At 73.5% G+C, this 13,936-nt stretch carries 12 protein-coding genes; 4 read left to right on the forward strand and 8 right to left on the reverse strand.

Translation table 11 applies throughout. The features are described from left to right. Window position 1 precedes the first annotated feature (1 nt). Entirely contained in the window at window positions 2-460 is a 459-nt protein-coding gene (locus tag OJ997_RS12250; protein WP_270025385.1) for an RNA polymerase sigma factor, read from the forward strand. Here the strand turns inward: OJ997_RS12250 and OJ997_RS12255 are convergent. After that, window positions 436-3,141, reverse strand: a complete 2,706-nt coding sequence (locus tag OJ997_RS12255) for an ATP-binding protein (protein WP_270025386.1) — start codon at window positions 3,139-3,141, stop codon at window positions 436-438. The genes OJ997_RS12250 and OJ997_RS12255 overlap by 25 nt on opposite strands. Before the next feature lie 79 nt (window positions 3,142-3,220). Between OJ997_RS12255 and dnaB the strand changes: the two genes are divergently transcribed. Genes dnaB through OJ997_RS12270 form a run of 3 tightly spaced genes read left to right on the forward strand, consistent with a single transcriptional unit; the run spans window position 3,221 to window position 6,749 of the window. Further along, window positions 3,221-4,597: a replicative DNA helicase gene (gene dnaB / locus OJ997_RS12260; RefSeq protein WP_270025387.1), complete on the forward strand. Its 1,377-nt coding sequence runs from the start codon at window positions 3,221-3,223 to the stop codon at window positions 4,595-4,597. Further along, window positions 4,597-5,403 carry an ATP-binding protein gene (locus OJ997_RS12265; RefSeq protein ID WP_270025388.1) on the forward strand — a complete coding sequence of 269 codons (807 nt, stop codon included), beginning with the start codon at window positions 4,597-4,599 and terminating at the stop codon, window positions 5,401-5,403. The genes dnaB and OJ997_RS12265 overlap by 1 nt, the downstream gene beginning before the upstream one ends. A 23-nt stretch (window positions 5,404-5,426) precedes the next feature. After that, complete coding sequence (locus tag OJ997_RS12270; protein WP_270025389.1) at window positions 5,427-6,749, forward strand: adenylosuccinate synthase; 1,323 nt, start codon at window positions 5,427-5,429, stop codon at window positions 6,747-6,749. Here OJ997_RS12270 and OJ997_RS12275 read toward each other — a convergent pair. The 7 genes from OJ997_RS12275 to OJ997_RS12305 form a co-directional block, all read right to left on the reverse strand. Continuing rightward, entirely contained in the window at window positions 6,746-7,729 is a 984-nt protein-coding gene (locus OJ997_RS12275; RefSeq protein ID WP_270025390.1) for a Gfo/Idh/MocA family protein, read from the reverse strand. The two genes, OJ997_RS12270 and OJ997_RS12275, sit on opposite strands and share 4 nt — an antisense overlap. Before the next feature lie 114 nt (window positions 7,730-7,843). Continuing rightward, on the reverse strand, window positions 7,844-8,617 hold the full coding sequence (locus tag OJ997_RS12280; RefSeq protein WP_270025391.1) for an aminotransferase class IV: 774 nt from the start codon (window positions 8,615-8,617) through the stop codon (window positions 7,844-7,846). Window positions 8,618-8,796: 179 nt separating this feature from the next. Further along, entirely contained in the window at window positions 8,797-9,513 is a 717-nt protein-coding gene (locus tag OJ997_RS12285) for a hypothetical protein (RefSeq protein ID WP_270025392.1), read from the reverse strand. Next, on the reverse strand, window positions 9,510-10,349 hold the full coding sequence (locus OJ997_RS12290; protein WP_270025393.1) for an ABC transporter ATP-binding protein: 840 nt from the start codon (window positions 10,347-10,349) through the stop codon (window positions 9,510-9,512). The genes OJ997_RS12285 and OJ997_RS12290 overlap by 4 nt, the downstream gene beginning before the upstream one ends. Window positions 10,350-10,366: 17 nt before the next feature. Then, window positions 10,367-10,705 carry a hypothetical protein gene (locus tag OJ997_RS12295; protein WP_270025394.1) on the reverse strand — a complete coding sequence of 113 codons (339 nt, stop codon included), beginning with the start codon at window positions 10,703-10,705 and terminating at the stop codon, window positions 10,367-10,369. 191 nt (window positions 10,706-10,896) lie between these two features. Next, window positions 10,897-12,159 (reverse strand): calcium-binding protein, encoded by a 1,263-nt coding sequence (locus OJ997_RS12300; protein ID WP_270025395.1) that lies wholly within the window; start codon window positions 12,157-12,159, stop codon window positions 10,897-10,899. A gap of 75 nt (window positions 12,160-12,234) precedes the next feature. After that, the gene (locus tag OJ997_RS12305) at window positions 12,235-13,905 is read right to left on the reverse strand and encodes a GGDEF domain-containing protein (protein WP_270025396.1); all 1,671 of its coding nucleotides are present in this window, start codon (window positions 13,903-13,905) and stop codon (window positions 12,235-12,237) included. Window positions 13,906-13,936 lie beyond the last annotated feature (31 nt).

The following is a 13,936-nucleotide window of genomic DNA, read 5'->3' on the forward strand; positions in this document are numbered from 1 at the left end:
CATGCGCGACCCGGAGCTGGTCGCCGCGCTCTACAAGGAGCATTTCGACCCGGTCCGGCGGCGGGCGCAGGCGATCACGCGCTGCCCGCACGCGGCCCAGGACGTGGCTCAGGACGCGCTGCTCGCGACGTTCGCGCACCTGGACCGCCTCGACCACGACGCCGTCGGCCCGTACGCCACCACCGTCGCGCGGCGTACGGCGCTGCGCCAGCGCGTCCTGGTCGCCGAGCCGGCCGACCAGTCGCAGGAGGATCACGTCAGCGCCGTGGTGCTGCGCGACCACGTCCGCGGCGCCCTCAGCGCGCTCCCGGAGCGCCAGCGTCAGGCGATGTTCCTGCACCTGTACGCGGACCGGCCCAACGACGAGATCGGCGCCGCGCTCGGCCTGAACGCCAACGCGACCGGCCAGCTCCTGCACCGCGCGCGGCGGTCGCTTCAGTCCAGCCTCGAGGCGAGCTGAGCTCGGCTCGAGATGTCCAGCTTGCGATAGGCCGAGCTCAGGTGCATCTCGACCGTCTTCAAAGTCACGAACAGCTCCTGCGCGATCTCGCGGTTGCTCGCCCCGTCCGCCGCGAGCCGCGCCACGCGCGCCTCGGCCGCCGTCAGCCCCAGCGCGCCGTGCCCACCACGGCGGCGCGGCTTCGCGCCCGCGGCGGCGAGCTCGTCGAGCGCCTCGTCGACCAGCCCCTTCGCCGCGCACGCCGACGCGAGCTCCATCGCCTCCCGCAGCGGCTCCCGCGCCGCGGCGGGGCTGCCGGCGACGCGCCGGGCACGCCCGAGCGCGAGCAGCGCGCGGGCGCGCACGAGCGGCGCATCCGTCTCCGCGGCCGCTTCGAGCGCGTCCACGTCGCGCGTGACCAGCGCCTGCGTGAGCAGGGCGTCCGCCGTGATCCCGTAGGCGCGGGCGAGGTCCAGGTGCTCGGCCGCCAGCGCCGCGGCCCGCTCCGGCTGCCCCGCCGCCGCGGCGCCGAACGCGGCCGTCCGGCGCCAGGGGACGTAGACCGGGTTGTCGCAGCGCACGGCCTGCACGCGACGGCCGAGCGCCTCGGCCGCCGCCAGCGCCGCGTCCGGGCGCCGCTGGGCGAGCAGCACGCGCCCGCGCGCCTGCTCGGCGAGCAGCACCACCGGCAGCGGCTGGACGGTCTCCGTGTCGATCGCGGCGACGGTCGCCGCGGCCTCGTCGACCCGGCCCTGCTCGAGCAGGATCTCGGCCAGGAACTGCATCGCGCCCGCGTTGCCGAACCGCCACGACGGGTGCTCGGACAGTGCCAGCGACTGCAGGGCGTCCGCCTCCGCGGCCTGCAGCGCGCCGCTGCGCAGATGCGTGCCGGCGCGCAGGACCAGCGCGAGCGCGTGGACGACGAGCGCCCCCGTCCGCCGGCCGACCTCCACCGCGCGATCGAGCTCGGCCCGCGCCAGGTCGAGCTGCTCGCTGATCATCAGCGCCCAGACCGCGTACCCGTACGCCATCGCGGTGTCCAGGCCCAGCGGCGGCGGCCCGTCCGTGAACGCGGGGACCGCGAGCGCCGCCACCTGCGCCGCGGGCGCGTTGCGCATCGCGAGCTCGTACGCCGTGGTCGCCGCGAGCAGGGCGCCCTCCGGCGTGCCGGAGGCCACCGCGTCCCGGTGCGCCAGCGCGGCCGGCGACTCGGTGAACAGCGCGGCGGCGTGCAGGGCCGCGCGGATGGTCGGCTCGTCCGGCAGCTCCGCGCGGTCGAGCACGGCGAACGCGTCCGCCGTCCGCCCGGCCATCGCCAGAGCCCCCGAGTACTGCAGCGTGATCCGCGTGTCCGCCGGCGCGAGCGTGCGGGCGCGCTCGTAGTGGCCGATCGCGTCCGGCAGCCCCGCCGACGACTGCGCGTCGGCCAGGCGCGCGAGCCGGCGCGCGCGTTGCTCGTCACCGGCGGCCGGCTCCTCGAGCGCCCGCGCGAGCAGGTGCGCGGCGGACTCGGGCGCCCCGGCGGCCAGCGCCCGCTCGGCCGCGGCCTCCAGCTCCTCCGCGGCCCACGGGTCGCCGACCGGCCCCGTGTGCAGCAGATGCGCGGCGACCTGCTCCCCGCCGACGCCACGGTCGTGCAGCGCGCTCGCCGCCCGCCGGTGCTGCGCGGCCCGCTCGACGGGCGAGAGCAGGCGGTAGACCGACGTGCGCACGAGCGGATGGACGAACCGCAGCCCGTTCGTGCCTTCCTCGAGGATGTTCGCGCGCAGCAACGCCTCCACGGCCCCGGGCTCGACCTCTGTGAACGCGAGCGCCTCGGCGACCGGCGTGTCGTCGCCGAGCACGGCGATCGCCTGCGCCAAGGCCAACGCCGCGGGTGAGCCGCTCAGCGCCCGGCGCACGCGCTGGCCGATCGGGCGCACCCCGAACGCGCGCAGGGCGTCCACGCTGTCCACGTTCCCGCGCGCCTCGGCGACGAGCGCTCGCAGCATCAGCGGGTTCCCGGCGGTCAGCTCGTGGCAGACCGCCGCCAGATGCGTGCCCTCGGGCCAGGCCTGCTCGAGGTAGCGACCGGTCGCCTCGGGCGAGAGCCGGTCCACCGCCAGCGTGTGCACGAGCGGGTCGTCGAGCATGTCGGCCAGCGCGGGGCGGTGCTCGACCTCCGCCAGCGGGCGGCTCGCCAGCACCTGCGCGACGGTCACCCCGTCTAGCCGGTGGCCGAGGAAGCGCAGGAAGCGCAGGCTGGGCTCGTCGGCGCGGTGCGCGTCGTCGACGGCCAGCACGAGGGGCCCGAGCCGCTCCGCGAGGTTGACCACGAGCCAATACAGGCCCTGCTGGCGCGCGAACGACGTGTCGTCGCCGGCCTGCGGCGCGGGATCGAACACGGAGCGGGCCAGCTCGGCCGGGCCGTGCCAGACGTCCTCCAGCGTGCGCGTGAGCGGCTCCAGCAGCTGGCGCACGACGCCGTACGGGAACTCCTGCTCGAGCTCGTCGCCGCGGGCGCGCAGCACGGTGGCGCTCGCGGCCGCGCGCGTGAGCTCGCGCAGCAGCATCGACTTGCCGACGCCCGCCTCCCCCACCACGAGGATCGTCGTCCCCGCGCCCGCGCGGACCTCGCGCAGGGCGTCCGCGAACGCGCCGAGATGGTGCTCGCGCTCCAGGAGCAGGCCCGCCGGGCTCGGCGCGACGACGGGATCGATCATGGTCACCGGAACGAGATCTTTGCAGTTTGCGACAATACGAACATGCGTTCGTCCACAGACACCTAGACTCGAGGGTTCGATGGCCGCCACGAATGGCACTTCTGAGTTCCAGGGCGCGCCGCTCGCGCCGCCGCAGAACCTGGAGGCGGAGCAGTCCGTCCTGGGCGCGGTGCTGATGTCGGAATCCGTCCTGCCGGCGCTCATCATCGACGAGCGCCTCACGGCCCGAGACTTCTATCGGGCCAGCCACGGTCGCATCTACGAGGCGATGCTGGACCTCAACAACTCCGGCAGCCCGATCGACGTGCTGACGGTGGTCGAGCACCTCAAGCAGGCGGGTGACCTGGACGAGGTCGGCGGCGCGGCGGCGGTCGAGCTGCTGTCGGGCTCGGTGCCGGCGCTCGGCAACGTGCGCCAGTACGCGCGGATCGTGCGCGAGAACGCGATGCTGCGGCGGCTGCTGCACGCCTCCTACGAGATCCAGGAGCGTGTGCACGGGCACGAGGCGCTCCCGCGGGAGCTCGTCGATCAGGCCGAGCGGCTCATCCTCGAGGTCGCGCACGAGGACTCGAGCAAGGACTTCAAGTCGATCGAGAACGTGCTCGACGAGGAGCTGGACAAGCTCCAGAAGCTCTCGCAGGAGGGCACGGCGATCACGGGCACGCGCTCCGGGTTCGAGGACCTCGACGTCCTGACGGGCGGCTTCCAGCCCGGCAACCTGATCATCCTCGCCGCGCGTCCGTCGATGGGCAAGTCGGCGCTGATGGCCAACTTCTGCGAGAACGCGGCGCTGAACTCCGACAAGGCCGTGCTGCTGTTCTCGCTCGAGATGTCGGACTCCGAGCTCGCGCAGCGCTTCATCGCGTCCCAGGCCTCGATCAAGGGCGACGACCTGCGCAAGGGCCGCGTCCCGCAGTCGCGCTGGGGCAAGATCATGGCCGCGTCCGCGCGCCTCGCGGAGTCCAAGCTCTACGTCGACGACTCGTCGGACCTGTCGGTGCTGGACGTGCGCGCGAAGGCGCGCCGCCTGCTCCAGCAGAACCCGCAGGGGCTCGGGCTCATCGTCATCGACTACCTGCAGCTCATGCACGCGGGCGGCGGCAGCTCGGACAACCGCGTCGAGCAGATCGGCCAGATCTCGCGCGGTCTGAAGACGCTGGCGCGCGAGCTGTCGGTGCCGGTGATCGCGCTGTCGCAGCTCAACCGTGGCGTCGAGCAGCGCAAGCCGCCGACGCCGATGCTCTCCGACCTGCGTGAGTCGGGCGCGATCGAGCAGGACGCCGACCTGGTGATGTTCATCTACCGCGAGGACTACTACGACAAGGAGTCCGAGCGCGAGGGCATCGCCGACCTGATCATCGCCAAGCACCGCAACGGCGGCCTGGGCACGATCGAGCTCACGTTCCAGCGCGACTTCCCGCGCTTCATGTCCTACGCCGGGGACGATCGGTACTGATGGACTGCACCAAGTGCGACGGCTCGGGGTTCATCTTCGACGAAGAGGCGCGCAAGTCGTACCCGTGCGAGTGCCGCCCGGCGCGGCTGGCGCGCAAGCGGGCCGCGGCGGTCGCGGGGCGAATCCCGAAGATGTACCGGGGCGTCTCGTTCGAGCGTGAGCCGCTGCCGTCGCTGGAGCGCTCGCACCGCAACGTGGTGCGCGAGGTGCGCCGCTACTGCGACTCGGTCTCCGAGCACCTGGACGCCGGCCGCGGCATGTGGTTCACCGGCCCGCCCGGCACCGGCAAGACGACGCTCGCGATGCTCATCTCCAAGCACGCGATGCAGGCCGACCGCACGGTCGCCATCTACTCGCTGCCGCGCCTGCTGGCGATCCTGCGCGAGACGTTCCGCGACGACGCGACCCACAGCCTCAGCCAGCTGATCGACGTCCTGTGCTCCGTGGACCTGCTGCACATCGACGACGTCGGCGCCGAGCAGACGTCGCCGTGGGTGCTCGAGCAGCTCTACACGGTGGTCAACACGCGCTACGAGGAGCAGCGCGCGATCATCGTCACCACGAACCTGATCGACGTCAGCGGCGCGTCGGGCGAGCCCGACCGCGAGCTGCGCGACCAGATCGGCGAGCGCACGGTCTCGCGCCTGTACGAGATGTGCGGGGACCCGCTGCCGATGTTCGGCACCGACCGCCGTCTGGAGACCCAGTTCAACCTTCCCGAACCGGTTTCGGCCTCCACCACTCCGGACCCGTTCGACGACTCGCAGTGGGACGAGCGGCCGTCCGGATACGGGCGCCCGCGCTGACCCCCGTAGACTGACTCCACGACATGGCCGGCATCGTGATCGTGGGCGCCCAATGGGGCGACGAAGGCAAGGGCAAGGTCATCGACCTGCTCGCGGAGAACGCGGACATGGTTATCCGCTTCCAGGGCGGCAACAACGCCGGCCACACCATCGTGCGCGGTGACGTGCACTGGAAGTTCCATCTGATCCCGTCCGGGATCCTGTACCCGGGCAAGCTCTGCGCGATCGGCAACGGGGTCGTGATCGATCCCAAGGTGCTGACGGACGAGCTGGACGGGCTGCGGGCGAAGGGCGTAGACCTCTCGGGGCTGCGGATCAGCGCCAACGCGCACCTGATCATGCCGTACCACATGTACCTGGATCACGCGGGCGAGACCAAGCTCGGCAAGCTCCAGATCGGCACGACGCGCCGCGGCATCGGCCCGGCCTACGCCGACAAGGCCGCGCGCCTCGGCATCCGCGTGCAGGACCTGCTCGACGAGAAGATCCTCAAGAAGAAGATCGTCGCGGCGATGGAGCCCAAGCGCCTCCAGCTGCGCCCGTACGCGAAGGCCCCGGAGCTCGACCTGCAGTCGATGACCGAGGACTACCTGACCTACGGCCACCGGATCGCCCAGTACGTCGCCGACACGGCCAAGCTCACCTGGGACGTGCTGGACACGGGCAAGAACGTCCTGTTCGAGGGCGCGCAGGGCACGCTGCTGGACATCGACCACGGCACCTATCCCTTCGTGACCTCGTCGAACCCGGTCTCCGCCTCGGCCTGCACGGGCACCGGCGTCGGGCCGAAGGACATCGACGAGATCTGGGGCATCGCCAAGGCGTACGCCACGCGCGTCGGCTCCGGCCCGTTCCCGACCGAGCTGGACGACGATCTCGGCGTGACGCTGCGCGAGGCCGGCGGCGAGTACGGCACGACGACGGGCCGCGCCCGCCGGGTCGGCTGGATCGACCTGGTCGCGCTGCGCTACGCCGCGCGCATCAACTCGCTCACGCACCTCGCGATCACGAAGCTCGACGTGCTCACCGGGCTCGGCGACCTCAACGTCTGCACGCGCTACCGCGGCCCCGAAGAGGCGACGTTCGACGTCTATCCGTACCACCAGACCGTGATGCACCACGCGTCGGGCGAGTACGAGCAGCTCCCGGGCTGGGACGAGGACATCACGGGCGTGCGCTCCGAGGAGGAGCTGCCGCAGACGGCCCGGGACTACCTGAAGTTCATCGCGGACTTCGTCGGCGTGCCGATCGCGCTGATCGGCGTCGGGCCGGGTCGCGACCAGGTGATCTGGACGGACTCCGGCCGGGCGACCTACGCCGCCCGCGCCGAAGGCGTCACGGCCTAATTCGCTTTCAGGCTCTCCTGGAGGGCCGAGAGGACGCGCACCACACGCAGCCCCGCTTCTCCGTCGGAGCGGGGCGTCGTGCCGTTGCGGATGGAGTCGATGAAGTGCTCGCACTCGATCCGCAGCGGCTCCTTGTTGGCGATCCGCGGTGAGCGGATGTCGCCCGAGCGCGTGATGTACTCGCCGTAGGACTCGGCCTTCTCGTCGAAGCCCTTGTCGTAGACGGTGACCTTGCGCTCGAGCTCCATGTCGTCGAACGTCGCCATCCGCTTGGAGCCGACGACCGTGAACGCGCGCGTCTTGTGCGGGTCCAGCCAGCTCAGGTGCAGGTGAGCGGCGACGCCGGATTCGAAGCGCATGAACGCGAACACGACGTCCTCGACGCCCTCGCGCATGTAGGCCTGGCCGCGCGCCTCGATCCGCGTCGGGTCCTCGCCGGCGAGGTGCAGGATCACGGACACGTCGTGCGCGCCGAGCGACCACAGCGCGTTCTCGTCCGTCCGCAGCTGGCCGAGGTTCAGGCGCTGGGAGTAGATGTAGTGGATGTCGCCGAGCTCGCCGGAGTCGGCGATCTCCTTGAGCTTCTCGACGCCGGGGTGGTAGACGAGCAGGTGGCCGACCATGAGGATGCGGTCGGCCTGCTTGGCGGCCGCGACCGCCCGCTCGGCGTCCTCGACGGTGTAGGCGAGCGGCTTCTCGACGTAGCAGTGCTTGCCCGCCTGGAGCACGCGCTCGGCCAGCGGGCCGTGCGTGGGCACGGGCGTGGCCAGTACGACCGCGTCCAGCTCCGGATCGTTGAGCAGGTCGTCGAGGTCCGGGGTGAACTGCGCGCCGGGGAAGCTCGGCGCCCACTTCTCCCGGTTGGCCTCGGACTCGTCACAGCACCACTTCAGGGTGCACGTGGGGATGGCGGCGAAGTTCCGCGCCAGGTTGGGTCCCCAGTAGCCGAGACCTACGACGCCGACGTTAATGGGCTGCATATGGGTGGGTAATACGTAGACATGGGTCTCCTTCGAGGCATCGTCCACGCCTCGCGACATGTGGCTTGGTACGTGGACTACCAGTGCGGCGGCAAGCCGCGTCCGCGCGGCTGATCACCCGAGCTCCGCCTCGATCGCCTGCCGCAGCGCGGCGTGCGCGTGCAGCGTGACCGGGCCGGGCGCCGCCTTGAGCTGCAGCTCGTCGATGGCGGCGAGCGGCTGCACCTCGCGCACCGAGGACGCCAGGAACGCCTCCTCGGCGCCGTGGAGCGTGTCCAGGGTGCACACCTCCTCGACCGCGCCGGCGACGTCGATCAGCGTCTGCCGGGTGACCGACGGCAGGATCCGGTCCTCGATCGGCGGTGTGAAGAGCTGTCCGTCGCGGACCCAGAAGAACGCGGACGTGGCGCCTTCGAGCACCCGGCCGTGCGGCGTGACGAGCAGCGCGTCGTCGAAGCCCTGCTCGCGCGCGAGCCGCAGCGCCAGGTCGTTCGCGGCGTAGGAGATCGTCTTCAACCCGTCGGTGATGCGGTTGGGCGCGTACCGCACGGTGCCGACGCGGGCGATCCGCGGGCGGCGCGGCAGCGGCTCGACGAACAGGATCCGCCGCCCGCCGCGGGTGAGCACGATCCGCAGCACGCCGTCCACCGGCCCGGCGGCCTCGAGCAGCTGCGCGAGCTCGTGCGCCAGCGCGCGCTCGTCGAGGTCCAGTCGCAGCCCCGCGCAGGTATGCGCCAGCCGCGCGAGGTGGTCGTCGAGCCCGAACGGACGGCCGGAGTACAGGCGCAGCCCTTCGAACGCCCCGTCGCCGCGCAGCAGCCCTTCGTCCGTGATCGGGATCCGCGCGTGCTCCGCGGGGCCGATCTCGCCGTCGACGCTCGCGAGCATGGCGAAGGAGGGTATTAGGAGTCCGCCGGACCATGGTCGGTGGGCCTGATGTGGTGCAGCCGCCAGTGCCTCGGGCCGCGCGCTCGAGCGTGGCGTGCCTCTGGCACGTGAGCCGAGTGGGTGGACCGAGGTGCCGCGGATGTGCCGCAGCAGGCGTGCCGGAATGCTCCGGTGGGCTCCTAGGGCACGTCTCGGCGGGCGGTGAGGGCCGTGGCGGCAGCGGCCGCGATCGCCGCGTAGAGGCAGAGCGTCAGACCGCCGGCCCACGCCGGAGGGAGATCCTCGGTGGCGCTGCGCGTGAGCGAGGCGCCGGCGCCGCCCGGTCCCCAGCGGGCGACCGGGTCCGACAGGCCCGAGAACAGCGGGTCGAGGAAGAGCAGCACGGCGAGGATCGCGATCACGGGCGGCGCCGCCGACCGCGCGGCCAGGCCGATCGCCGCGCCGATGCCGCCCATCAGCGCCGTGTAGGCGACCGTGCCGAGCGCGCGCGTGGCCAAGTCGCCCGCCGCCGGGAGATCCGCGCCGCCGAAGCCGAGCAGCACGTACGTCAGCACCGCGGCCATCGCGGTTCCACCCGCCCCGATCAGCGCGCCGGCGGCGGCGTACGCGGCGAGCCGGTCGCGCAACGCCGCGCGGCGCTCCGGGCGGGCGATCAGGGCGAGGCCGAGGCCGCCGCGTGCGACCTCTCCGCCGGCCGAAGCGGCGCCGTAGACGATCGCCACCAGGCCGGAGATCGCGCCGGAGGACAGGGCACTGCGCGCGTCCGTGAGCGTCGTGGTGCCCAGGTCCTTCAGGCCGAGGTAGGAGATCGCGAGGAAGCCGGTGAACGCGAGCGCCAGCGCCAGCGCACGACGGAAGCCGGGGACCGTCCGCAGCGCCGCGAGCTCGGTGCTCATCGCGACGCCTCTGTGAGCCCGACGTAGAGCGCCTCGAGCGCGCCCTGCGTGCTCATCTCGTGCAGGATCACGCCGCTGTCGCGGACGGCCCGGCCGACCGCGTCGGGATCGGCGCCGGCGACGATGATCGTGTCCGGGCCGTCGGGCGTCGCGTCGAGGCCCTTCAACGCGGTCAGCAGCCGCTCGGGCTCGGGCGTGCGCAGCCGGATTCGCTGGGCGAGCAGCCCGGCGAGCTCGCCCTCGGCCACGCGCCGGCCGCGGTTGACCACGACCACCCGATCGCAGGTGGCCGCGACGTCCTCGAGCACGTGGCTGGAGAGCAGCACCGTCCCGCCGGCCGCGGCGTGGGCGCGGAGCCGCTCGCGGAGCGTCCGCAGCGCGTGCGGGTCCAGTCCGCTGGCGGGCTCGTCGAGCAGCAGGACCTCCGGCTCGGCGATCAACGCCGCCGCGAGGCTCAGCCGCCGCCGCGTCCCGTGCGAGCACTGGCCGACGCGCTTGTCCGCCGCGTGTTCCAGGTCGGACGCGGCGAGCGCCGCGTCGATGTCGGCCTCGCGCCTGCCCGCCCGCGCCGCGGCGAGCGAGAGCTCGTTCCAGACGCTGCGCGCCGGGTGGAAGCCGTCGCGGTCGAGCACACCGCCGACGCGCCCGATGGCCTCCGCGCGCCCGCTCGTCGCGCGCGAGAGCCCGAAGAGGACCCGCAGCGTGGTCGTCTTCCCCGCCCCGTTGGGCCCGAGGAACCCGCACACGCTCCCGCGCGGGACGGTGAACGACAACCCGTCGACGGCGACGGTGCGCCCGTAGCGCTTGGTCAGCTCCTCGACGACGAGCGCGTCCACCCGCCCGAGGCTAGTGGCTAGTTCGGGCTGTAGTCCTGCGCGAGATCCGGCGTCTGGGGCACGGACTTCGGGACGAGGATGTGCTCGGCGTTCGCGAACACGTCAGCGGTCGCGGCCTCGATCGTCACCGGCCACGGGTGCGGCTCGACGCCGATCACCGAGCGCACCGTCTCGTCCGTGCCGCGGATCGCGATGCCCTCGGCGGCGAGCACGTCCGCCACCGCGCGGGCGACGGCCAGCGCCTCCCACTCCGACACCCGCTCCAACAGGACGGTCAACCGGTAGGACCGCGGAACCGAGTCGGGCTCCGCCTCGGCGTGAGGGCCGAGATGCACGTGGGGGAAGCCATCGCTCATGCGCGCACGCTACCCCGATCGCCCGTGTTCCGTCCCGGCCGTCCGCTCGAAGTGGGGGAACACAGCGGACGGCCTAGGACGGGGCAACGACTCGCCCAGCGGGCTCGCCGTCGCTTGGACCCGTCGCCCAGAGGGCTCCGGGTCCCGCCGCGTGTCGGGACACGCGGCCTCTGCGCCGGACGGGGAGGCGGTCAGCCGGCGCGGAGGACCTTTTCGCAGCGACGCTGGCGGTCGCCGCGGTTGAGCCGGACGGTGTCGCGTCCCGGCCCGCAATCGATGATCTGGCGGCCCTTGCGACCGCGGGCGTCCACGCGGTCGTTGCCCGGGCCCGCCGACACGCGGTCGCGGCCCGTGCCGGTGACGATGACGTCGTTGCCGGCGCCGCCGAACAGGCGATCGGCGCCCGCGCCGCCGCTGAGGCGGTCGTTGCCGCTGCCGCCGATCAGGTAGTCGGCGCCGCCGGCGCCCGTGAGGCGGTCGGCGCCGGTCGCGCCGTCGACGCAGTCCGCGCCGGACCCGCCGGACAGCCGGTCACCCGCCGCGAACCCGAACACCCGGTCGGCGGTCCGCGTGCCGACCATGCGATCGGCACGGCTCGTGCCGACGAGCGCGCGGTCGCCGCCGTAGCGGGCGTTGCGGCACGGGTGGTTCAGCGACACCCCGAGGCGCGCCAGGTCGGCGAGCGTGACCGTACGCGGCACGTCAGGCGTGCTGGGGGTGCCCGTGGGCGTGTTCGGCGTGTTGGGGTTGGTCGCGCCCGGCGTGTTCGGGGTGGTGGGCGTCGTGGGCGGGAAGTCGCCCTCGTCCTCGCCGTCGGCCCTCACGGCCACGGGGCAGACGGCGCCCGCGGCGACCTCACCCACGACGACGTCGGCCAGCGACGTCCCGGCCAGCGTCAGCGTCACGTGCAGCGCCCGGCGCGTGACCGTGCCGGCCGCGCGCACCTCTTCGCCGGCGGCGACGCGCAGCACCGAGCCGATCGGCAGCCCGTCGAGGCCGGTGCCGACGCGCTGGAGCACCGGGTCGGTCCCAAGCTCGAGCGCCCCGAGCCGGACCCGCGCGATCGTGCTGTCGGCGCTGAGCACCGGGGTCTCGCCGCTGCAGCGCGCGGCGGCGGTGGCCGTGACCCCGTCGATCCGCAGCGGTACGGCCGCCAGCGGCACGGTGAGGGTGGCGACGCCGGCCTTGGCGTCACCCGGAGCGACGGTCGTCGCGTAGGCCGCGTCCAGCGTCAGCAGCGTGGGCAGCGGGCTCCCGGCGACCGACGCGCACCCGCTCGGCTTGGCTGCGAACGGCTCCACCGTGAGCGCGCCCAGCAGCTGCGCCCGGACCACGCTCGCCCGGCAGGTGAAGGACGGTTCGGCGACCGCCGCGCTCGCCGTCGTCGCCATCCCGCCCGCGACGGTCACCGCGCCACACACCGCCACCACGCCTCGCTTTGTCATTCCTGACATCTCCGTGCAACCTCCTGTCGGGTCTCCGCAGAGAACCGCAGGAGCGGGCCGCGCTCAACGGCCGTGGACGGCAGGTCAGCGGAACGTCGTAGCCGCCCGGTCGAAGATGACGCGGTCCTTGCCGGTGCGCTTGGCGACGTACAAAGCGGCGTCCGCGGCGGCCACGAGCCCTTCGCCGTCCGGCGCCGACGGCCCCAGCTGCGCCACGCCGAAGCTCGCCGTCACCGACACGGGACCCTCGGGCCCGTCGACCACGGCCGCGGCCACCGCGGCGCGCAGCTCCTCGGCCAGGGCGCACGCGCCCGCGGCGTCGGCGCCGGGCATGATCACGGCCAGCTCCTCGCCGCCGTAGCGGGCCGGGGTGTCCGCGGCGCGGGTCCGCTCCCGCAGGATCGCGCCGATCGCCTTCAGGACCTCGTCACCGCACTGGTGCCCAAAGGTGTCGTTGACGCGCTTGAAGTTGTCGACGTCGACCAGGATGAGGCTCACGGGCTCGTCGGCGCGACCGGCGTGGGCGACCGCCTTGCCCAGCGTCTCCTGGAAGCGCCGGTGGTTCGCGAGCCCGGTCATCTCGTCCACCGTCGCCTGGCGCTCGAGCAGCTCGTGCAGGTCGATCACGCGCAGCGCGGACGCGGCCTGCCCGGACAGGTAGGCGAGCAGCCGCTCGTCCTCGGCCGCGATCGTCGTCCGCGGCCCGGCGACGGCCAGCGTCCCACCGGCGGGAACCCGCAGTGGCTCGGCCAGCGCGACCCAGCCGTCGGCCTCGGCGCGGGCGGGACCGTCGAGCGCCAGCGCCGCCTTCTCCGCCTGGGCGACCAGCGTCCGCACACCGATCGACGGCCAGCCGACGTCGTGCACGTGGTCACCGGCCTCGATCCGCCCGACCGGCACGGCCACGACGTCCATGGCGGCGTCGAGGATCACCTCCAGCGTCGTCGCGCGGTCCAGCGAAGCCCCGATCGACCGGCCGAGCCGCTGGACGGCGGTGCGCACGCGGGCACGGTTGCGCTCGAGCTCCTCCAGCCGCTCCAGCGCCTCCACGAGCCGCTCGTTGCGGTCGTGGGTGATCGCGCCGAGGAGCACCAGCATCGGGATCAGCGCGAGCACCGCGGCCACGACGTTGCTGGCGACCGCGACCACGAGCAGCCCGACGGGCAGCAGCAGCAGGTCGACGGCCCACACGAGTGCCATCACCCGCAGCTGGGCGGCCGGCCGGATCCCGCGGCCGAGCCACTCGCGCCCGACGCTCAGGATCGCGTCCAGGCCCCACTGCGCGAGCATCGCCAGCGCGAGGACGAGCGGCGTCACCTCGTCCAGCGAAGGGCGACCGGCGGCGATCAGCACCGCGACGGGCGCGAAGACGTAGCCCGCGTCCCCCGCGCCGGTCAGCAGCCGCACGCCGACCGGGGAGCCGCGCCGCGCGAGCGAGGCCAGCGCGCAGGCGCACAGGACGGCGAGCGGAACCAACGCGAGCGGCAGCAGGAACAGCATCGGGACGAGCGCGAGCTGCGTCGGCAGCGCCGAGCCGCCGCCCATGTAGAGCGTGATCCGCGCGGCCACGACGTAAGCGAGCACGCACGCGCCGACCTCGAACAGCTCGAACGCCCGCACGCGCGTCCCGAACACCGCGAGCAGCACGCACGCGGACACGACGGCCAGCGCCAGGACCAGCTCCACGCGTGCTTCGCGAGACGGAAGCGAGCGGCCGCGGTCCGGGCGCGACGCGCTGATCAGCAGATCGGTCACCCGGTCCTATCGGTCGCGGCCGGCGGCGCCC

It is taken from the genome of Solirubrobacter phytolaccae (assembly GCF_027587195.1).
Lineage (GTDB): Bacteria > Actinomycetota > Thermoleophilia > Solirubrobacterales > Solirubrobacteraceae > Solirubrobacter > Solirubrobacter phytolaccae.

What these genes read in the sequence shown, in the direction of transcription:
- OJ997_RS12250 (WP_270025385.1), top strand. Translation starts at nt 2, where the DNA reads ATGCGCGACCCGGAGCTGGTCGCCGCGCTCTACAAGGAGCATTTCGAC.
- OJ997_RS12255 (WP_270025386.1), bottom strand. Translation starts at nt 3,141, where the DNA reads ATGATCGATCCCGTCGTCGCGCCGAGCCCGGCGGGCCTGCTCCTGGAG.
- dnaB (WP_270025387.1), top strand. Translation starts at nt 3,221, where the DNA reads ATGGCCGCCACGAATGGCACTTCTGAGTTCCAGGGCGCGCCGCTCGCG.
- OJ997_RS12265 (WP_270025388.1), top strand. Translation starts at nt 4,597, where the DNA reads ATGGACTGCACCAAGTGCGACGGCTCGGGGTTCATCTTCGACGAAGAG.
- OJ997_RS12270 (WP_270025389.1), top strand. Translation starts at nt 5,427, where the DNA reads ATGGCCGGCATCGTGATCGTGGGCGCCCAATGGGGCGACGAAGGCAAG.
- OJ997_RS12275 (WP_270025390.1), bottom strand. Translation starts at nt 7,729, where the DNA reads ATGCAGCCCATTAACGTCGGCGTCGTAGGTCTCGGCTACTGGGGACCC.
- OJ997_RS12280 (WP_270025391.1), bottom strand. Translation starts at nt 8,617, where the DNA reads ATGCTCGCGAGCGTCGACGGCGAGATCGGCCCCGCGGAGCACGCGCGG.
- OJ997_RS12285 (WP_270025392.1), bottom strand. Translation starts at nt 9,513, where the DNA reads ATGAGCACCGAGCTCGCGGCGCTGCGGACGGTCCCCGGCTTCCGTCGT.
- OJ997_RS12295 (WP_270025394.1), bottom strand. Translation starts at nt 10,705, where the DNA reads ATGAGCGATGGCTTCCCCCACGTGCATCTCGGCCCTCACGCCGAGGCG.
- OJ997_RS12300 (WP_270025395.1), bottom strand. Translation starts at nt 12,159, where the DNA reads ATGTCAGGAATGACAAAGCGAGGCGTGGTGGCGGTGTGTGGCGCGGTG.